Origin of the sequence: Sinorhizobium kostiense (assembly GCF_017874595.1) — a bacterium.
GTDB classification, from domain to species: Bacteria; Pseudomonadota; Alphaproteobacteria; order Rhizobiales; family Rhizobiaceae; genus Sinorhizobium; species Sinorhizobium kostiense.
The window spans coordinates 203,076-224,251 of the sequence record NZ_JAGILA010000006.1; the positions used below are offsets into that span (position 1 = coordinate 203,076).

The 21,176-nt window shown below is 63.5% G+C and carries 12 protein-coding genes; 7 read left to right on the forward strand and 5 right to left on the reverse strand.

Translation table 11 applies throughout. The annotated features are described in order from the left end of the window. Nucleotides 1–7: 7 nt before the first annotated feature. The 5 genes from ccmA (at nucleotide 8) to J2Z31_RS20760 (ending at nucleotide 2,976) form a co-directional block, all read left to right on the forward strand. Nucleotides 8–631 carry a heme ABC exporter ATP-binding protein CcmA gene (gene ccmA, locus J2Z31_RS20740; RefSeq protein WP_209604136.1) on the forward strand — a complete coding sequence of 208 codons (624 nt, stop codon included), beginning with the start codon at nucleotides 8–10 and terminating at the stop codon, nucleotides 629–631. Then, nucleotides 628–1,287, forward strand: coding sequence for a heme exporter protein CcmB (gene ccmB, locus J2Z31_RS20745; protein WP_209604137.1), 660 nt, complete (start codon nucleotides 628–630; stop codon nucleotides 1,285–1,287). The genes ccmA and ccmB overlap by 4 nt, the downstream gene beginning before the upstream one ends. A 137-nt stretch (nucleotides 1,288–1,424) precedes the next feature. Beyond that, the gene (locus J2Z31_RS20750) at nucleotides 1,425–2,195 is read left to right on the forward strand and encodes a heme ABC transporter permease (protein ID WP_209604139.1); all 771 of its coding nucleotides are present in this window, start codon (nucleotides 1,425–1,427) and stop codon (nucleotides 2,193–2,195) included. Beyond that, nucleotides 2,192–2,368, forward strand: coding sequence for a heme exporter protein CcmD (ccmD, locus tag J2Z31_RS20755; RefSeq protein ID WP_209604140.1), 177 nt, complete (start codon nucleotides 2,192–2,194; stop codon nucleotides 2,366–2,368). The genes J2Z31_RS20750 and ccmD overlap by 4 nt, the downstream gene beginning before the upstream one ends. After that, on the forward strand, nucleotides 2,365–2,976 hold the full coding sequence (locus tag J2Z31_RS20760) for a DsbE family thiol:disulfide interchange protein (protein ID WP_209604142.1): 612 nt from the start codon (nucleotides 2,365–2,367) through the stop codon (nucleotides 2,974–2,976). Before ccmD ends, J2Z31_RS20760 begins: the two co-directional genes overlap by 4 nt. 25 nt (nucleotides 2,977–3,001) lie before the next feature. Here J2Z31_RS20760 and J2Z31_RS20765 read toward each other — a convergent pair whose 3' ends face one another. From J2Z31_RS20765 to J2Z31_RS20780, 4 genes are all read right to left on the reverse strand, one after another. Continuing rightward, the gene (locus tag J2Z31_RS20765) at nucleotides 3,002–3,592 is read right to left on the reverse strand and encodes a DUF2585 domain-containing protein (protein WP_209604144.1); all 591 of its coding nucleotides are present in this window, start codon (nucleotides 3,590–3,592) and stop codon (nucleotides 3,002–3,004) included. After that, nucleotides 3,589–4,221, reverse strand: a complete 633-nt coding sequence (locus J2Z31_RS20770) for a septation protein A (RefSeq protein WP_209604478.1) — start codon at nucleotides 4,219–4,221, stop codon at nucleotides 3,589–3,591. The genes J2Z31_RS20765 and J2Z31_RS20770 overlap by 4 nt, the downstream gene beginning before the upstream one ends. Before the next feature lie 137 nt (nucleotides 4,222–4,358). After that, entirely contained in the window at nucleotides 4,359–7,814 is a 3,456-nt protein-coding gene (pyc, locus tag J2Z31_RS20775) for a pyruvate carboxylase (RefSeq protein ID WP_209604145.1), read from the reverse strand. A 154-nt stretch (nucleotides 7,815–7,968) separates the two neighbouring features. Further along, nucleotides 7,969–8,709: a helix-turn-helix transcriptional regulator gene (locus J2Z31_RS20780; RefSeq protein WP_209604147.1), complete on the reverse strand. Its 741-nt coding sequence runs from the start codon at nucleotides 8,707–8,709 to the stop codon at nucleotides 7,969–7,971. Between the two features lie 371 nt (nucleotides 8,710–9,080). Between J2Z31_RS20780 and J2Z31_RS20785 the strand changes: the two genes are divergently transcribed. Beyond that, nucleotides 9,081–10,838 carry a glucan ABC transporter ATP-binding protein/ permease gene (locus J2Z31_RS20785; RefSeq protein WP_209604150.1) on the forward strand — a complete coding sequence of 586 codons (1,758 nt, stop codon included), beginning with the start codon at nucleotides 9,081–9,083 and terminating at the stop codon, nucleotides 10,836–10,838. Nucleotides 10,839–10,920: 82 nt separating this feature from the next. Next, entirely contained in the window at nucleotides 10,921–12,078 is a 1,158-nt protein-coding gene (locus tag J2Z31_RS20790; RefSeq protein ID WP_209604152.1) for an OpgC family protein, read from the forward strand. Between the two features lie 479 nt (nucleotides 12,079–12,557). Here the strand turns inward: J2Z31_RS20790 and ndvB are convergent, their stop codons facing one another. After that, nucleotides 12,558–21,170: a cyclic beta-(1,2)-glucan synthase gene (gene ndvB / locus J2Z31_RS20795; protein ID WP_209604153.1), complete on the reverse strand. Its 8,613-nt coding sequence runs from the start codon at nucleotides 21,168–21,170 to the stop codon at nucleotides 12,558–12,560. Nucleotides 21,171–21,176 lie beyond the last annotated feature (6 nt).

A 21,176-nucleotide genomic window follows, 5' to 3' on the forward strand; every position in this document is an offset into this window, starting at 1 on the left:
AATATTCATGCGCCTGCTGGTTGAAGGTCTGAGTGCAAGGCGTGGCGAGGACCTGATTTTCAACGATATTTCCTTTGCGCTGGCGCCCGGGGAAGCCCTGATCGTGACAGGGCCGAACGGCTCTGGAAAATCGACCTTGCTGCGTGTTCTGGCGGGTCTGCTGGCCGCTGAATCCGGCAGGCTGTACATCGATGGCGGCCCAACCGGCTTCAAGCATCCGCACGAGCTCAGCCACTATCTCGGCCATCGCAACGCAATGAAGCGCGAGCTTACGGTCGAGGAAAATCTTTCCTTTTGGCAAAGCTTCCTCGGCGATTCACCCGGGGGCGCCGGCATCAGTACTGCCGCCGCCGGTGAGGCGGTCGGTCTGGGAGGCATCACGCATCTCCCCTTCGGCTATCTCTCGGCCGGGCAGCAGCGGCGCATGGCAATGGCGAAACTGCTCGTCGCCCATCGGCCGATCTGGATTCTCGACGAGCCGACAGCGGCGCTCGACGCGGGGGCGGACAGGCTGTTCTCCGAGCTGGTCGCCGCCCATCTCGAGCGCGGCGGAATCGTGATTGCCGCCACCCATCAGCCGCTTGGGATCGGCCAGTCGCAGGCCCTGCAGATGAAGGGTTTCGTCCATTGATCGCCCTCTTCTTTCGCGACCTGAAGCTCGCCGTGCGCGCCGGGGGCGGCGCCATGCTCGGCGTGCTTTTCTTCATGACGGTCGTTGCCGTCATTCCCTTTGGCGTTGGACCGGACCTCAATCTGCTGGCGCGTATCGGTCCTGCCATCCTCTGGATCGGCGCGCTGCTCGCCTCTCTCCTCGGCCTCGACCGGCTTTTCCAGGCGGAGCGCGAGGACGGCTCGCTCGATTTGTTGCTGATGCAGGAGACGCCATTGCTCCTCACCGTCTTCGTCAAATGCACCGCCCACTGGTCTGCGACCGGCCTGCCGCTGGTCGTTGCCTCGCCCTTTCTAGGCCTGTTCATGAACATGAATGAACTCGCAATCGGCGCCACCATGGCGACGCTTCTGGCAGGAACGCCTGCGATCACCTTCATCGGCGCCGTCGGCGCCGCGGTTGCCGTGGCGCTGCCCCGTGGCGGCTTGCTGGTCTCGATTCTCGTGCTGCCGCTCGCGGTGCCCGTGCTGATCTTCGGCATCAGCGCGGTTTATGCGGCGATCGAAGATCCCGCCCCCTTCCTGCCGCCCTTCATGATTTTGATGGCGATAACTCTGTTCTTTGCCGTAATCGGACCCGTGGCAGCGGCTGCGGCACTAAGGCACTCGGCTGATTGAGTGCGGTGTCCAATAGGGCTACTTTTTAAAATTGCTCACGCTTATGATTTTTTGAAGCGAAGAGCTAAAATCATCGTGATTAACGTGATTGACCAGGGTCAATTGCGGAAGATGGGCTTCCGCGTTAAAGAGCCGTCATGAATGAGACCAGCCTGGCCATCCGCAAGTTCAGCGATCTCGCCAACCCGACCCGGTTCCTGGCGCTGGCCGCTCGCGTGCTGCCTTGGCTTGCGGTGCTGACGGTCGTTTGCTTCGCGATCGGCCTGTGGCTTTCCTTCACCACCGAGGGCGATTATCAGCAGGGCGAGACGGTGCGGATCATGTATGTGCATGTGCCTTCCGCCTGGCTTTCGATGATGTGCTATACGGTGATGGCGATCTCTGCCCTCGGCACACTCGTCTGGCGTCATCCGCTCGCCGATGTTTCGGCCAAGGCGGCAGCTCCGATCGGCGCCTCCTTCACCTTCCTGGCACTCGTTACCGGTTCTCTTTGGGGTAAGCCGATGTGGGGCACCTGGTGGGTATGGGATGCGCGCCTGACCTCGGTTTTCGTGCTCTTCCTCATGTATCTCGGGGTGATTGCGCTCAATCGGGCGATGGAAGACCCTGCCCGCTCGGCGCGCGTCTCGGCAGTGCTGGTGCTCGTCGGCTTCGTCAATATCCCGATCATAAAATTTTCCGTCGACTGGTGGAACACGCTGCACCAGCCCGCAAGCGTCTTCCGCCTCGACGGGCCGACCATCGATCCGGAATTCCTCTGGCCGCTGATGGCAATGGCGATCGCCTTCACGCTTTTGTTCTTCTCGCTGCATGTCGCAGCCATGCGCAACGAAATCTGGCGCCGTCGGGTGACCTCGCTCCGGCGTCAAGCGGCGCGCAATGCCGGACGGGAGACCTTGGCGCCATGATGAGTCACGCAGCCTACGTCCTCGCGAGCTACGCGGTCGCCGTCGCGACCGTCGCCGGGCTCGTTCTTTGGGTCGTCGTGGACGGCCGCTCCCGCCAGCGCGAGCTCAAGGCGCTCGAAGCCGCCGGCATCCGCCGCCGCTCGGCCGAGGCGCCCGCTGGAGAGAGCAAATGACGAGCCCGCCAGCGCCGCAGCCGGACGAGCGCAAGCCAGGCGCCTTCCGATACCTGCTTGCCGCATTGCCGCTTCTGATCTTCGCGAGCCTCGCGCTCGTCTTCTGGAGCCAGTTGAATTCCGACCGGGACATCAGCGAAATCCCTTCTGCGCTCATCGGCACCAAGGCGCCGAAGCTCGACCTGCCGCCGCTCGAGGGCGCGATGACGCCGGCTGGGCAGCCGCTGCCGCCGCTGACCGATGCGGCGGCCAAGGGCAAGTTGACGCTCGTCAATGTCTGGGCATCCTGGTGCGTGCCCTGCCGGCAGGAACACCCGGTCATTCTCCAATTGTCGAAAGATCCGCGATTGACCGTGGTCGGCATCAATTACAAGGACCGGAACGAGGATGCGGTGAGATTTCTGGGCGAACTCGGCAACCCCTTCTCGGCAATCGGCGTCGACCCCAACGGAAAGGCGGCGATCGACTGGGGCGTCTACGGCATCCCGGAATCCTTCCTGGTCTCCGCCGACGGCACGATCCTCTACAAGCGCGCCGGCCCCTTCGACGAAAAGACGTTGAAGGAAGGACTCATGCCGGCGATCGAGAAGGCCTTGGCCGGCTCGTGAGGGGGCACATTACCGGGATTGAACCCTAAACCCCCGCCTGCCACGCCTTTACCGCATCGAGCGGCCAAACGAGCATCAGGACGTTAAGCACCAGATTGTCGCGAATCATCCAGCCGGTAAAAAGCTCGAGAAAAATCGCAAGAGTGACCGTAACCGCGACCGGCAGCCGCGCGGCGATGAGGAAGCCCGCGGCCATGGCGAGCGTGTCCATGGTCGAGTTCAGGATGCTGTCGCCGAAATAGTCGAGGGAGATCGTCGCGGAGCGATAGCGGTTGATCACCATCGGCGTGTTTTCGACAATCTCCCAGGCCGTTTCGATGAGCGTTGCCAAGAGCAGGCGAGCGCTCAAGGGCTTGCCGCGCAGCAGTAGATGGCCAAGGCCGTAGAAGACAAAGCCATGGATGATATGCGACGGCGTGTACCAGTCGGCGATGTGCTGGGAATTGCCGCTGGAATTGACGGCGCCCTCCCATAGCTTCACGTAGCCGCATTCGCAGATCCAGAGCCGCCCCATGAGGTGCTGTACCAGCACCTGCACGGCGAGAACGCCTAAGCAGGCGGCAAGCCAAATCCATGCGCGTTGGCCCCGGTCGCGGGCACCGCCAGCAATGGTCATTCGGCGCCTTCCTGTTCCAGCGAGTGGCGCATGATCAGCGGCATCTGGAGGAGCGTGAACACAATGGTGATCGGCATCGTACCCCAGACCTTGAAGGCGACCCAGAAATCCGTCGAGAAGGAGCGCCAGATGATCTCGTTCAGGACCGCGAGGAACAGAAAAAACACGCCCCAGCGGATCGTCAGCTTGCGCCAGCCGGCATCATCGAGCTTGAAGGCGGCGTGGAAGACATAGCCGAGCAGCGACTTGCCGAAGACGAGCCCGCCGAGCAGGATCGCGCCGAAGAGCGCGTTGACGATGGTCGGTTTCATCTTGATGAAGGTGTCGTTCTGCAGCCACAGCGTCAGCGCGCCGAAGACGAAGACGACGATACCGGAGACGAGCGGCATCATCGGCAGCGTGCGGGTCATGACCCAGGAGGCGACGAGCGCCACGGCCGTCGCGACCATGAACAAGCCTGTCGCGATGAAGATCGGCCCCCCAAGCTCGCCGAGCATGGGAAAGTGACCAGCCAGCCATTCGCCGCGCGAATTGGCGAAAAAGAAGACCACGAGCGGCCCGAGCTCCAGCACCAGTTTCAGGAGCGGGCCTACCTCAGTCTTCGGCTTTGTCGCCTCGAGTGTCGACATGTGCGGATCCTGTTCTGTCATCTTCCGCCGCTCATAACACCAGCATTGCGGCAAAACCATATCAACTGCCGATTTGGCCGCAGCATGCCTCGCGCGCTCTCGGTATTCAGACGCACAGGGGAAACCCCAGCCGTTGGCTAGCCAAACACGACCAAAAGATCCTTGGCATCGATCTGGTCGCCGGCTTTGACCAGCACCTCGGCGACGACGCCGTCCTTCTCGGCATGCAGCGCCGTCTCCATCTTCATCGCCTCGATCGACAAGAGCACGTCGCCGGCCTTGACCGGCTGGCCGGTGACGACCGCGACGGTGGAGATGACGCCCGGCATCGGCGCGCCGAGATGGGCGGCGTTGCCGGCTTCGGCCTTGCGGCGGATGGCGGCGGACGCGCCGCGGTTGCGGTCCGGGACCTTGATCGAGCGCGGCTGTCCGTTCAATTCGAAGAACATCTTCACCATGCCCTTCTCGTCGATCTCGCCTTGGGCCTGGTTGAGGATGACCAGCGTCTTGCCCTTCTCGATATCGGCAAAGAGTTCCTCGCCCGGCGCCATGCCGTAGAAATAGGCGGGCGTCGGCAGCACGCTGACCGGGCCATAGGTCTCGCAGGCGACCGCATAGTCGGTGAAGACCTTCGGATACATGAGGTACGAGGCGAATTCGAAATCGTCGACGCTGCGGCCGAGCTTCTCCTCGATGCTCTTCCGCTCCTGGTCGAGATCGGCCGGCGGCAGCAGCGAGCCGGGCACCGCCGTATAGGGTGCTTCGCCCTTCAGCGCCTTCTTCTGCAGTGCCTCCGGCCAGCCGCCCGGCGGTTGGCCGAGATCGCCCTTCAGCATCGAGACGACCGAATCCGGGAAGGCGATGTCCTTCGCCGGGTTCTCGACATCGGCGACCGTCAGGTCCTGGGAAACCATCATCAGCGCCATGTCGCCGACGACCTTGGAGGACGGCGTCACCTTGACGATGTCGCCGAACATCTGGTTGGCGTCGGCATAGGCCTGCGCCACCTCGTGCCATCGCGTCTCGAGCCCGAGCGAGCGCGCCTGTTCCTTCAGGTTGGTGAACTGGCCGCCCGGCATCTCGTGCAGGTAGACCTCCGAGGCCGGTCCCTTGAGGTCGCTTTCGAAGGCCGCGTACTGGTGGCGCACCGCCTCCCAGTAGAAGGAGATGCGGCGGATCCATTCCGGGTTCAGGCCGGGATCGCGCTCGGTGCCGGACAGCGCCTCGACGATCGAGCCGAGGCAGGGCTGCGAGGTGTTGCCGGAGAGCGCGTCCATCGCCGCGTCGACGATGTCGGCGCCGGATTCGACCGCTGCCAGAACCGTCGCCGCGGCGATACCGGAAGTGTCGTGCGTGTGGAAATGGATCGGCAGGTCGGTCGCCTCCTTCAGTGCCTTGAACAGCACGCGGGCGGCGGCCGGCTTCAAGAGCCCCGCCATGTCCTTGACGGCGATGATGTGGGCGCCGGCCTTCTCCAGCTCGGCGGCGAGCGCGGTGTAATACTTGAGGTCATATTTCGGGCGAGCGGAGTTGAGGATATCGCCGGTATAGCAGATCGCCGCCTCACAGATCCTGTTCTCTTCGACCACCGCATCCATCGAGACCCGCATGTTCTCGACCCAGTTCAGGCAGTCGAAGACGCGGAAGACGTCGATGCCGCCCTTCGCCGCCTGTCGGACAAAGTACTTCACCACATTGTCCGGATAGTTCTTGTAGCCGACGCCGTTGGCGCCGCGGAGCAGCATCTGCAACAAGAGGTTCGGCGCGCCCTCGCGCACCATCGCCAGCCGCTCCCACGGATCCTCGGTCAGGAAGCGCATCGAAACATCGAAGGTCGCGCCGCCCCAGCATTCGAGCGAGAAGAGGTTCGGCAGCGCCCGCGCATAGGTGCCTGCGATCCGGGCGATGTCATAGGTGCGCATACGGGTCGCAAGCAGTGACTGATGGCCGTCGCGCATCGTCGTATCAGTGAGCAGCACCTGCTTCTGTGATTTCACCCATTCGGCGAATTTCTTCGGCCCGAGCTCATCGAGAAGCTGCTTCGTGCCCGGCTTCGGCTCGCCATCGATGAAGGGCACCACCGGGGCGGCGATATCGTCCGACGGCTTCGGCCGGCCCTTGACTTCCGGATGGCCATTGACGGTGACGTCGGCGAGATAGGTCAAGAGCTTGGTGGCGCGGTCCTGGCGCCTCACCTGCTGGAACAGCCCCGGCGTGGTGTCGATGAAGCGCGTCGTATAGCTGTTGTCGCGGAACTTCGGATGGCCGATGATCGCTTCGAGGAAGGTGAGGTTGGTGGCGACGCCACGGATGCGGAACTCGCGGAGCGCCCGGTCCATGCGGCGGATCGCCTCCTCCGGCGTCGGCGCCCAGGCGGTGACCTTTTCCAGGAGCGGGTCGTAGTAGCGGGTGATGATGGCGCCGGAATAGGCGGTGCCGCCGTCAAGGCGGATACCGAAGCCGGTGGCGCCCCGATAGGCGGTGATGCGGCCATAGTCCGGGATGAAATTCTGCTCCGGATCCTCGGTCGTGATGCGGCACTGCAGCGCATGCCCGTTGAGGCGGATCTCCTCCTGGCGCGGCACGCCCGACTCCGGCGTGCCGATCGCGTAACCATCGAGAATGTGGATCTGCGCCTTGACGATGTCGATTCCCGTGACCTGCTCCGTCACGGTGTGCTCGACCTGAATGCGAGGATTGACCTCGATGAAGTAGAACTTGCCGGTGTCCGCATCCATCAGATACTCGACCGTGCCGGCGCCGATATAGTTGGTCGCCTGGGCGATCCTCAGTGAGTAGTCGGCGAGCTCCTGGCGCTGCGCCTCCGTCAGGTAAGGCGCCGGCGCGCGCTCAACGACCTTCTGGTTGCGCCGCTGGATGGAGCAGTCGCGCTCGAAGAGGTGAACGACATTGCCATGCGTGTCACCGAGGATCTGGCTTTCGACGTGACGGGCACGCTCGACAAGCTTTTCGAGATAGACCTCGTCCTTGCCGAAAGCAGCCTTCGCCTCGCGCTTGGCCTCGGTTACCTCGCGGATCAGGTCCTTGGGGTCGCGGATCGCCCGCATACCGCGGCCGCCGCCGCCCCAAGAGGCTTTCAGCATCACCGGATAGCCGATCTCCTCGGCGAGCCGGGTGATCTCCGCTGGATCGTCCGGCAGCGGATCGGTCGCCGGCACGACCGGCACGCCGATGGAGATAGCGAGATTGCGGGCCGCAACCTTGTTGCCGAGCTGGCGCATCGTCTCGGGCTTCGGGCCGATGAAGGTGATGCCGTTAGTCGCACAGGCCTCGGCGAATTCCGGGCTTTCCGAAAGAAGCCCGTAGCCCGGATGAATGGCGTCGGCGCCCGATAGTTTGGCGACGCGGATCACCTCGTCGATCGACAGGTAGCTCTCGATCGGACCGAGATCGCGCTGAAGATGGGGTCCACGGCCGATCTGATAGCTCTCGTCCGCCTTGAAGCGATGCAGCGCCAGTTTGTCCTCCTCGGCCCATATCGCGACCGTTTTAAGCCCCAGCTCATTGGCGGCGCGGAAGACGCGGATGGCGATTTCGGATCGGTTGGCGACAAGGATCTTCGAAATAGACAAGTCGGACTCCTCAATGGACTTGAAACACGGGAATGCTGCACCCGCGAAATCGAGTATTAGCGAGTCCCGGAATGAAGCGCAATTTCAGATGCGACGTAGATTCGCCCGTGGCGCCGATGAGGACTGGGCGCCGTCTTCCGCCATAGCCGTTGAATCAGGAAATCAGGCCAAGTCGAAATGCAATGGCCACGGCATGATGGCGGTTCTTCGCCTTCAGCTTTTCCTGGATACCATTCATGTACCAGTCGACCGTATGGCTGGAAATGTCGAGGACCTTGCCGATATCGTTGGAGGTCATGCCATCGGCGAGGTAATTCAACGCCTCCATCTCCCGCCGCGTCATCTGCACTTCCACTCGCGAGGCGAGCTCGGCCATGATTTCCGGATCGGTGAGCTCGAGCAGCTTCCAGAACAGCCGCTTGGCAATGGCGTCGAAGAGGCTCAGTTCCACCGGCGTCAGGTCGACCACACGGCCGCCGACCGTCAGGTTTCCCATGAGCCCGCGCCGCCCGTGCACCGGAAAGATATAACCGTCGAAGAGGCCGTGGTTGCGCGCCTCGACCATCATGCTTTCCATGCGCTTGCGGTGCGGATCCGAGCGGAAGGCTACGAGCGTGTCGCGCCAGCGGAAACCACGCTGCGCGTGCCCGAGATAACGAATCGTCGGATCGATGACGACGTATTTCTTGCGGATATAGATTTGCGGCCAAGCCTCCGGCCAGCGCCCGGCAAGGAGCAACCTGAGGGGGTTCTCGTGAGGCTTTGGCTGGCGAACCACGCCATAGAAGTCGAAACCGCAGCGATCGAGCAGCCGCTCAAACTCGGGCAGGATCTCCTCGCGCGTCCTCATCTCCTCCAGGAGCGCCAGAAACTGAACGAGCAAGGTAATATTCATGGAACACCTTCAGGTCGGAATGGCAGCAATATCCGCAGAAATTCTCGACATGAACGTCGTTCAGAAGCCGTTCATGTTGCAACCGCAATAATCCTTCTTACCACGCCCGGTCCTGAACGAAACCTGCAAAAAATCGGAATCGGGGCAAAAGATAGCGAGCTATGGACCGTCCCGCCATCCTCCCATGGCGCCGGGTGGTCGGCCCTCTGATTTGCCTCTGCCGCTTTCAAGCAGGTTTTTTCACGAGACCAATTCCGCGCGGCTCGGCCGGCTCCCGCATGCGAAACCATGTCGCCGGGGCTGGCCAAGACGCACCGCAGATGCCGCATTACTCTGAGCGGCGCAAAATCCGATGCCCAAGGGGTGAGACAGTGTCCTTATTCCAAGTGTATGCAAGAGCGCTCCAGTACCTTGCAGTTCACAGAGCCCGCGTCGGGGCGATCGTCATTGCCAATATCGTCCTCGCAATCATCACCATCGCAGAACCGGTCCTGTTCGGCCGAATCATCGACGCGATCTCATCGCAGAAGGAAGTCACGCCGATGCTCCTCCTTTGGGCGGGCTTCGGTGTGTTCAACACGATCGCCTTCGTCCTCGTCGCGCGCGAGGCCGACCGCCTGGCCCACGGCCGGCGGGCGACGCTCCTGACCGAGGCCTTCGGCCGGATCGTGTCGATGCCGCTTTCGTGGCATGGCCAGCGCGGCACTTCGAACGCGCTTCACACGCTGTTGCGAGCCTGCGAGACGCTTTTCGGGCTTTGGCTCGAATTCATGCGCCAGCATCTGGCGACCGCAGTGGCGCTTGCGCTGCTCGTTCCGACCGCCTTCGCAATGGATGTGCGCCTGTCGATCGTGCTCGTCGTTCTCGGCGTCGCCTATGTGCTGATCGGCAAGGCGGTGATGAATCGCACCAAGGAAGGCCAGGCCTCGCTTGAGAAGCACTATCACACGGTTTTCTCGCACGTCTCCGATTCGATCAGCAATGTCTCCGTCGTTCACAGCTACAACCGCATCGAGGCGGAAACCCGCGAGCTGAAGAAATTCACCGCGCAGTTGCTCTCCGCACAATATCCGGTACTCGACTGGTGGGCGCTGGCGAGCGCGCTCAACCGTATCGCCTCGACCATCTCGATGATGGCTATCCTCGTCATCGGTACGATCCTGGTGCAGCGCGGCGAGCTCGGCGTCGGCGAGGTCATTGCATTCATCGGTTTCGCCAACCTCCTGATCGGCCGCCTCGACCAGATGAAGGCTTTCGTCACGCAGATTTTCGAGGCGCGGGCCAAGCTCGAGGACTTCTTCCAGCTCGAGGATACGGTGCGCGATCACGAGGAGCCGGCCGGCATGAAGGAACTGACCGGCGTGGTCGGCGAGGTGGAGTTCCGTGACGTCTCCTTTGACTTCGCGAACTCCGCGCAAGGCGTGCGCAACGTTTCCTTCACGGCGAAGGCAGGCCAGACCGTCGCCATCGTCGGCCCGACCGGCGCAGGCAAGACGACGCTCGTCAACCTCCTGCAGCGGGTCCATGATCCGAAGCACGGGCAGATCCTCGTCGACGGTGTCGATATCTCGACGGTCACGCGCAAATCACTGCGCCGTTCGATCGCCACCGTTTTCCAGGACGCGGGCCTGATGAACCGTTCGATCGGCGACAACATCCGGCTCGGCCGCGAGGACGCCTCGCTCGAGGAAGTCATGGCCGCGGCGCAAGCCGCAGCCGCGACCGACTTTATCGAAGACCGACTGAATGGCTACGACACGGTGGTCGGCGAGCGTGGCAATCGGCTTTCGGGCGGCGAACGCCAGCGCGTCGCTATCGCCCGCGCCATCCTCAAGAACGCGCCGATCCTGGTGCTTGACGAGGCGACCAGCGCGCTCGACGTCGAGACCGAAGCACGGGTCAAGGAGGCGATCGATGCGCTGCGCAAGGATCGCACGACCTTCATTATCGCCCACCGCCTGTCGACGGTGCGCGAGGCCGATCTCGTCATCTTCATGGATCATGGCCGGATCGTCGAAATGGGTGGCTTCAACGAACTGAGCCGCAGCAATGGCCGCTTCGCCGCGCTGCTGCGTGCAAGCGGCATCCTGACGGACGACGACGTCCGCAAGAGCCTTACGGCCGCTTGAGTTTGCCTCCGACGGCGCCGAGAGCGGCGCCGTCCGGTTTCAACAAGAGGGTGGGGCGGGGCGCCAAACCCGGATAGGACGCATGCTGCAAAAGACAGTTGGGGGCGAGCGAGAGCGAATGGGCGCCGCCCGGCCCGTTTCAACAGAACGCGACACGCGCCTCGACGTCTTTCGGGCGCTCTGCCTGTTGACCATCTTCATCAACCATGTGCCTGGCCAGTACCTCGAATACCTGACCCACAAGAACATCGGCTTTTCCGATTCGGCGGAAGCGTTCGTGCTGATCTCCGGTCTTGCGGTCGGCGCGGCCTATGGCGGCAAATTCGTCGCGGGAGCGCGCCTTGCCCTGACGCTCAAGGCCTGGCGGCGGGCGATGACGCTCTACGTCGCGCATATCATGACGAGCATCGTGACGCTCGCGATCTTCGCCGGCGCCGCCCTCTATTTCGGCCGCCAGGAACTGATCGGCGAAATCAACATCCGCCCGATCGTCGAGCAGACGGAGCAGGGCATCGTCGCCATGGTGCTGCTCGGTCACCAGCTCGGCTACAACAACATCCTTTCGATGTACGCCGTGTTGCTTCTGATGCTGCCGGCCATGCTCTGGCTGAACGCCGTCAGCCCCCGCTTGCTGTTTGCAGTTTCGGCAACGCTGTGGCTTGCCGCCGGCTGCTTCAAGCTGGTTCCGTCCAATTTTCTCGACGAGGGCTACTGGTTCCTCAACCCCTGGTCCTGGCAGTTCCTCTTCGTGATCGGCATTCTCTGCATGAACCAGCTGCGCGCCGGCGGCCGACTGCCACGCAGTCCCTGGCTCGTGGGGCTCTCGGCAATCTATGTCCTCATCTCCGCCTGCTGGGTCCTTTTCTCCTGGTGGAGCATCGACATCTCCTTCGGCCTGCCGGCGGTCCTGACCGGCTTCGACAAGACGTTCCTGTCGCTGACGCGGCTCCTGCACGTGCTGGCGCTTGCCTACCTTCTTGCGGTCATTCCCGGTTTGAGCCAGTTGGCGCGGCTCCGCGTCGATCATCCGCTGGTGATGATCGGCCGGCACTCGCTCCCGGTCTTCATTTTCGGAACGATCCTTGCCATGGCGGGACAGGTGCTGCTCTTCGTCACCGACAAGGACGCCATCGTCGGAACCCTCTTCGTCATCGCCGGCATCGGGCTGCACTTCGTCTACGCCTATTATCTCGACTGGCTGAAGGAAGTGGCGGTGGCGAGGCCGCTCGCGGCGGCCTAGGAGTTTCGATCAAATCGGCCTAGCTCGATTGACTCGATCAGCGCCGAGCCCAGGTGCGTCCGGCCTCTCGGTTCGCGGAGATGGGGGAGCGTATCGTGCCGCTGTCGCGCCCGAGATTTCGGCCAACGGAACCTTTGCGCGTCTGATAAGACGCGCGGCGCTGTAGGACGTAAGCTTGGGCTACGCCGCGCGCCAGCCGAGCAAGCATTCTGCTCCGCCTGAGCCAACAGAATTGCTTTATCAAACCCGGAAGGGCTCTTAGTCGCTCGAGGACGGCTGGCTACCGATGCCTGACCGGGACGATCCAGCTTACGAGATCCCCTCCACCAACCGAGAAGCCACAACAGAAACGGCTATTGAGCCGTCCTTCGGCAAAGCTCGCAAGCCTGACTGTTTGCAAGACTGTAGATAGCCCCGCAAGGAAGGGCCGGCTTGCCCTTTCGGACAAGCCGGCCCATTTCGTGCTCAACTCGAAGCAATTACAGCAACACGCCCTCATGCGCTTCCCCGGTGACGCTGTCATTGACCCGGACCACCAACTCGCCGGTTTTCTTGTCGCGGCTCACCGATATCCGGTGTGTCGCCCCGTTCAGACGGACCTCGGCGGAATAGCCGTCCCAATCCTCCGGCAGCACCGGTCGGATCACCAGCCGTTTGCCCTGCTGGCGGATACCGAGGATGCCCTCGACGGCGGCGCGGTAAAGCCAGCCGGCCGAGCCCGTATACCAGGTCCAACCACCGCGGCCGGCAAGCGCGCCTTCGCCGTAGATGTCGGCGGCAACCACATAGGGTTCCACCCGGTAGCGCTCGGCATTCTCGCGGTCGAGCGCGTGCGATATGGGGTTGAGCATCTGGAACGCGCGCCAGGCCTCCGCCGCCCTACCTTGTGCGGCGAAGGCCAGTACCACCCATGTGCCCGCATGGGTGTACTGGCCGCCATTCTCGCGCACGCCCGGCGGATAGGCCTTGATATAGCCGGGATCCTGATTCGTCTCCTCGAGCGGCGGGGTGAAGAGCCGGACGATGCGGGTTTCCGGATCGACGAGTTCCGCCATGACGGCGTCCATCGCGCGCCGGGAGCGCTCGGCGTCGCCTTCGCCCGAAAGCGTACTCCATGACTGGGCAATCGAATCGATCCGGCACTCGCCGCCCGTCGCAGAGCCGAGCGGCGTACCGTCGTCATAGTAGCCGCGGCGATAATAGTCGCCGTCCCAGCCCGCCTCCTCGAGCGCCCGCTTGACGATGTCGAGATGCGACTCCCAGAGCGCCACGCGACGCTTGTCCTTGCGCTCGCGGGCATAAGGCAGGAAGGCACGCAGGGCACCGGCGAGGAACCAGCCGAGCCAGACGCTCGTTCCTTCACCCGCTTCGCCGACGCGATTCATGCCGTCGTTCCAGTCGCCGCCGAGGATCAGCGGCAGACCGTTGGCGCCCGTCCGCTTGATCGCGAGATCGAGGGCGCGGGCACAATGCTCGTAGATGTCCCCCATCTCGCCGGCCGGCTCGGGCTGGTAGAAGCTGTCGTGCTGCCCCTCTTCGAGCATCGGACCGGTGATGAACGGAGCCTGCTCGTCGAGAATGTCGCCGGTGCCGGTGACTTCGCAATAATGGGCAACCGCATAAGCAAGCCAGACGACATCGTCGGAAATCATCGTCCGAACGCCGGCGCCGGAGCCCGGCAGCCACCAGTGCTGCACGTCACCTTCCACGAATTGCCGGGACGCGGCATTGAGGATCTGCGCCCGCGCCAGCTCCGGCCGATGGATGAGGAAGGCGAGCGTATCCTGCAACTGATCGCGGAAACCATAGGCGCCGCTCGCCTGATAGAAGGCCGAGCGCGCCATGATGCGGCACCCGAGCGCCTGGTAAGGCAGCCAATGGTTGATCAGGTGATCGAAAGCGCGGTCCGGCGTCCTGACTTTCACGACGCCGGTGAATTCGCTCCAGAAGGTCTTTGCCGCCTCGAAGCTTTCTTCGAAAGGCGTGGCGCGCAGTTCGGCGAGGATTGCCTCGACGCTTTCAGCGTCGTCTGCATCGCCGAGGAAGAAGGTGACCTGCCGTTCCGCGCCGGGCTCGATCACAAGATCGCGCGCAAGCGCCGCGCAGGGGTCGCCGTCGACCTCGGTCGTACCGGTAAGGGCGGCGCCGGAGAGCACCGCCTGCGGAGCGAGTATGCCGCCGCTCCGGCCGAGGAACTCGCGCCGGCTTGCCGTGTAGCCGGCGATATCGCCGTCGGCAGCGAAGAACGCGGCCCGCCCGGCATAGTCGACGCTATACGGATTTGTGGCGAGAAGCGCTCTCGCGGTCTCCTGCCACTCCGTCACCAGGAAGGGCGCGGTGCGGCTGCGATTGATGCCGAGGACCCACTCGGCATAGCCGTAGACGCGAAGCCGGCGGGCGGCCGAACCGCGGTTGCGGATCAGGACGCGGACGAGCTTGGCCGGAAGTGTCCGATGCACCGTGTGGGCGGCTTCGATCTCCAGCCCCTCCTGAGTGCTCCGGAAGAGCGAATAGCCGAGACCGTGGCGCGCTTCGAAGCGCACGGACTTGCGCCGCGTCAGCGCCGCATAGGGAGTGAACACAGCGCCGCTTGCCATGTCGCGGACGAAAATCGCCTCGCCCGGAAGGTTGACCACAGGGTCGTTGCTCCAGGGGGTCAACTGATAGTCGCGCGAGTTGCGGCTCCAGGTGAAGGCCGCCCCGTCGGCGGAGATGTGGAAGCCGAAATGTTCGTTGGAGATGACGTTGATCCACGGATGCGGCGTCGCCTCGCCGCCGCTCAGCCGCACCACATATTCGCGACCATCCTCGGCAAAACCGCCGAAACCATTCCAGAACTCAAGGTCGTCGCCGCTGACCGGAGCGGGTTGCCGTTCGGCGCCATCCTGCATAACCGGCAGCAGCATCCGCGTCGTTTCTTCGCTGCTTTCCAGCGGCTTCGCATAAAGCGCGCTGGCGCGGGCGATCTGGTCGGAGATGGTGCCGTTGCGGGCATGGAACACGGCACGCGAGGCGGAAATCAGCGTCGACCAGGTCTCCGGCTCCATCAGGTCGCGGCGCACCGCGAAGATGTGCTGGCGCGGACCGTCGGACAAGCCGCGCAGCCTCAAGTTCTCGCACATCGCGTCGAGCGTGTGCTGCATATCCTGCGCGTAGGAGGAGGCGCGCTCGTTGATGATCACGAGATCGGCAGTGATGCCCCGCGCCCTTAGATATTCCTGCGCGCGCAGCGCTTCTCGGGCAATGCCGAGATCGCCTTCGTCATTGATCCTTAGGCAGAAGATCGGGAAATCGCCCGAGATCGCCAGCGGCCACAGCGCCGCCTGCGAGGCAAGTCCCGCCTTCACGGTTGCCGTGTCGGCCCGCAGGTGCATGTCCGGATAGATCAGATAACGGCCCAGCATCTGGAAGCTTGCCGCCTCCTTCGACGTGATGCCAACATGGCGCATCTGCACCTGGCTGCGGGTCCAGGCGTGGATAAGCTCGTGGTTGAATGTTTCCGGATGGCGATAGCGGTCGATCGCCCGATCGATCCCTTCGCGATCCGGGGCGGCGATGGTCCAGAAGACGACGCTCACCTTCTTGCCGGCCGGCACGCGCACGACGCGGCGAAGCGCCATGATCGGGTCGAGCGTGAAGCCGTCGGTGCCCGAAAGCGTCGCGCCCGGATCGAAGGCAGCCGCCTCGGAGAGCGTGCGGCCCTGGCCGAGGAAGCGGCGCCGGTCGGTTTCCGCCTGGGTATGGCGGTCGCTGCCGGCATTATCCGTGATGAGATGCGCGACCTCGATGTCCGGGTCGCTGGGGCTGCGCCTGTTGCGCGAGATTCGGATCACGTCGCCCTGGCGGCTGATTTCCGTGCGGATGAACATTTTCGAGAAGGCCGGATGAGCGCTGTCGGCCTCGTCCATGGCAAGCACCGGCTCGGCATAGGACGTCACCTCGATGAAGCGGTCCTCCGTACCTGTGTTGAGCAGGATCAGCCGGCGGCCTTCCGCGTCGTGCTCGGTCGCGACGATGCATTCCACCTCACTCGTGAGGTCGCCGACCGTCTTGACGAATTCGGCCTTGTCGTCTCCGAAACGGGTGACCGTCGTCTCGCCTGACGCCCGCCGCGGCTCGGCCGTTGCCGACCACCACGCTCCGCTGACCGTGTCGCGCAGGAAGATGAATGTCCCGTTCCTGTCTTCCACCGGATCCGGCTTCCAGCGCGTGACCGATTGGCCGTTCCAGCGCGCATAGCCAGCTCCGGTCGCCGTGAGCATGATCGAGTAGTGGCCGTTCGACAGCAGCACCGTTTCGCGGTCCTGCATCAGCGGGTCCTCGATGACGCGGACTTGCGGACGCAGGAGCTCGCCCTGGCCCTTGCCGAGCGCTTCCGGTTCGCGCTTGGCGGCCATCACCGGAATATCGCGCGGGGCCTTCTCCTGCAGGAGGAGTTCGGCGGCCTCGATCACCGGATCGGCATGGAACCACTCGCGCAGCTGCCCGTTGAATGCGACATTGGCTATCGCGGCGATCGACATTCCGTGGTGGTGCGCGTAGTAGTTGCGAACGACTGCGCAAACCTGGCCTTCCGGCACGCGGGTCGGCGTGAAATCGACGGCATCGTGGTAACCATAGACCCCGAGGGCCCCGTATTCGCGAAGCCGCGCCAGGTTGGCGAGCGCCGATTTCGGGTCGTACATGCAGGCAAGGATCGACGCATAGGGCGCGATCACAGCGTTCTGGCCGAGGCCGCGCTTCAGTCCGAGCGTCGGCACGCCGAAATTCGTGTACTGGTAGGTCAGCTCGTGGTCGCGGGCATTGAACGCCGCCTCGGATATCCCCCAAGGCGTCCCGAGCCGCCGGCCGTGATTGATCTGCTCCTGTACCACCAGATTGTTTGTCTGGTTCAAGATGCCGCCCTGCCGCTCCTGCATGACGAGCGGCGGCATCAGATATTCGAACATCGAGCCCGACCAGGACACGAGTGCGCCGCGCGCGCCGACCGGCACCACAGAACGGCCGAGCTTGTACCAGTGCTCGGTCGGCAGGTCTCCCTTGGCGATGGCGAAGAGGCTCGTCAGCCTCGCTTCCGAGGCAAGCAGGTCGTAGCAGGCCTCGTCGAGTTCATTGGCGCTTACGCGGTAGCCGATCGAGAGCAGCCGCCGTTCCGGCCGGAACAGGAAGCCAAAATCCATCGAGAAGGCGATGTCGCGGGCGCGCTCCTTGAGGACCAGCAGCCGTTGGCGCAGCGCCTCGATGGCGCCGAGGTCGAAGACGCCGTCGGCGATATGCGCTTCGCAGGTCGCGACCAGCGAAGCCGCCCATTTCTCCACCTCGCTGGTCTGGGCGGTACGCACTTCATGGTCGAGATTGACCGTCAGCTTGTGGATGTCGCGCGCGAGCACGGCCAGGTTGATCACCCGGATGGACGCGAACTCATGCTCGCGCTTGACCGCGGCCAAGGCATTGTGGAAACCGGCGATACGCTCTTTGATGAGGCGCCGGAGCGGCCGCACGGTCTTGCGGTCGTCGGGCAGCTCGCCCAGCACCTCCTTGAGAATCGCCGCGACATCGCCGATGCCGTCGAGGTTGCCCTGCACATGCGCGGAGGGCGCCTCCGCCCATTCGCGGCACATCGACGAGACCGCGATCAGATGTCCGGCGAGGTTGCCGCTGTCTACGGAGGAGACGTAGCGCGGCTCCATCGGATCCAGCGTTCGCGTACGGTACCAGTTGAAGAGATGGCCGCGATATTTCGGCATCCGGTCGATCGTCGCGATCGTCTGCTCGAGCCTGGTGATCGTCTCCTCGAAGCCGATCCAGCCGAAGGAGCGCGCCGACATCACCGAAAGCAGATAGACGCCGATATTGGTGGGCGAGGTGCGTTCCGCGAGAACCGGCTGCGGGGTCTCCTGGAAATTGTCCGGCGGCAGGAAATTGCCCTCGGTTGTCACGAAGGTTTCGAAATAGCGCCACGTTCGCCGAGCGATGTTGCGCATCTCTGCGATTGCGTCCCCGGAAACGACGAGCTGGTCTTCCGTTTCCGCCGATTGACTGACGAACCACGCGACGGCGGGCGACGCCGCCCAGATGAGCGCGAAAGGAATGCCGATGAACGGCAGTCCGGTGTCGGAGATCGCCGCAAGCGCCAGCGCCACGACCGAGAGCGCCGGTGCCGTCCACATGGCGCGAAAATAGTCGCCGACAGACCCGTGGCCGGCGCTCTGGACCTGGGCCGCCGTGCGCCACTCGAGCATCAGCTTGCGGCTGACGAAGGTACGGTAGAGCGAACGGACGATCGCGTCCGCCATGATCGCCGCATTATGGGCAATGAAGACGATGCGCAGCGCCACCTGGGCGTTCGCCGCCTGGACATCGGACAGCACCGCATGGAGATGCGCTCTTGCGACGATGTCGCTGCGCCGCGGCATCAAGCTGGAGATCAGCGACAGCGTCGGGGCGACGAAAAGGCTGAAGATCAGCACCAGCTGCCAGATCAATGCCTCCATCGGCTCCATGTAGTACCAGCCCATGACCGAGGCAACGAGCCAGGCGACGGGGATCAGCGAGCGGCGCAGGTTGTCGTACATTTTCCAGCGCCCGAGCATCGATAGCCCGTTCGACAAGCTGAAGATGTAGGGCAGGAGCTGCCAGTCGCCGCGCGCCCAGCGATGCTGGCGCGACATCTCGACCTCGTAGCGGATCGGGAAATCCTCGACGAGCTCGACATCGGTGACGAGCCCGCAACGCGCATAGGACCCTTCGAGCAGATCGTGGCTGAGCACGGCGTTCTCGTCGATCCTGCCCTTCAGCGCCGCTTCGAATGCATCGACGTGATAGAGCCCCTTGCCGGTGAAGCTGCCCTCTCCGGTGATGTCCTGATAGACGTCGGAAACGGTGAAGACGTAGGGGTCGATACCGCGATTGGCCGAGAAGATGCGCTGGAAGGCGGAAGCCTCGCTGCCGGTGGTGAGCGAAGGCGTCACCCGCGGTTGCAACAGGCTGTAGCCTGTCACCACCTGCTGCGTCCCCGGATCCAGAACCGGCCGGTTGATTGGATGGTAAAGCTTGCCGACGAGTTTCGTCACCGCATCGCGCATCAGGCGCGTGTCGGAATCGAGCGTCATGACATATTGCACGCCGTCCGGCACCATGTTGGCGCCTTGCAGGAACGAGGTATCGCGGTCGCCGCGCAAGAGCAGGTTCAGCTCATGCAGCTTGCCACGCTTTCGCTCCCAGCCCATCCAAACGCCCTCTGCCTCGTTGAAGAGCCGCCGGCGGTGCAAGAGGAAGAAGCGGCTCTTGCCGTCGTAGGCGTAGCGGGCGGAAAGCGATGCGACCTCGCGCTTTGCGTATTCGAGCACGTCATGATCTGCCGGGGTTTCCTCGACCTTGCTGTCGGCCCAGTCGCTGAGGAGCGCGAAATAGATCTCGCCGCGCGGATTGGCGAGATAATGAACCTCGAGATTGCGAACCAGCTCGTCGACATGATCGCGCTTGGAGATCAGGCAGGGCACGACGACGAGCGTGCGCGCGTCTTCGGGAATGCCATCCAGGAATTCGTAGCCGACAAGGCGCGAAGGTCTGACGAAAAGCGTGACCAGCGTATTGAACAGGCCCATCGCTCCTTCGGAAGCCGGCAGGGCAAAGAGGAGCAGCATGATCAGCTTGGCGCCGTCCGGGATGTCCATGGGATCGACGAAGGCATAGACGGCGACCATCGCCAGGATGGTCAGCATTATGTTCGGTCCGGCGATCGCCATCCAGTCCAGCTTGCGCACCAGCCGGATAATGCGCTGGAACACCGACGGCGAATAGCCGATCCTTTTCTCCAGTTCCTTGCGCCGTTCACCGACCAGTACGGCGCCGACATTCGGCTCCTGCAGCGGCGCCTCGATGGCGGCGGCAGCCTTCGCCTCCTCGACCATGTCGATCGCAATTTCGGTGATTTCATGCTCGGCGTGGCCGGAGCGGCGGGCGAGCTTCTCGATCGTGTCGCGATAGGCGTTGCGCGAGCCGAAATCGAGCGCCGCGTAATCGGAACCGGCGCGCAATGTCGCGTCGACCTTGCTGACGCTTTCGAACCAGACGGCCCAGTCGGTATCGTCGATCTCGCGCAGGCTGCGGATGATGTTGCTCATCGTCGCATTGCCCGAGGACAGGCGGTTCTGCTCGGCGACCAGCGCCTCCTCGACATCGGTGCCTCTGCGCTCGAGCCGCTCTTCGATCCAGGCGATCACGACACCCGAGGTCTGGGAGCCGTCGCGCATGCGGTAAAGAAGCTGCGCGATGAAGGTATTGTCCGCGGCCAGCGCCTCCGATTCAGCCAGCAGAGCTCGGCACCGCTCCGGTTCGCTCAGGCGGATAATCTGGTCGGCGACGTCGTTGGCCTTCTGCCGCATGCCGCGCGACCGCTCGACCCGGATGGCGATGCGGCGCAGGTTTTCGATGAGCACGAAGCGCAGGATCGACGGCAGCGCCCACAATTCGCCGATCTTGAACGTCTCGTGCTCCTGAAAGCCCTCGACCATCGCGGTGACGCTTTCGTGCGAAACCGTGCTGTGCGTATGGGCGACGTAAAGCCAGGCGAGCGCCATGGTGCGCGGGGTGGCGGCACCGGAGATCGAGAGCGTCGGCAATTGCCGGTAGAACTTCCGCGGAAAATCGCGACGGACCTCCTGGATCGCGTCCTCGACCACATGGTGGTTGTCGAGCAGCCATTCCGCAGCCGGTGTGATCGAAGCGCCTGCCTCGACGTCGGCGGCCGTCGTGCGGTAGACGCGGAAGATCTCCCTCTCGTTCTCCCGATGTCTGGCGCGGAAATCAAAGGGGAAAAAACCCGGGAGCGACGAGACGCCATTCAACGCGAGATCGGCGCCGCATGCCCTGAGGTCGTCTATCGAAAAATAGCTCGAGCGGATCGAATCGTTGAAATCGATTTGCCTCGCTTCCGGCTCGCGGGGTGAACTGGACGACGTCGTTTGTTGGAGCATGGGTACGGATTCTGGTTCCAACCGGGTTTGATCGGCCCGGCTCTCGTTGTTTTGACGCCACGACTGCGGCGCTGAGGATCTCTGCGCAGCCGGTGCTTTTCTAGACACGTTCATGCACCC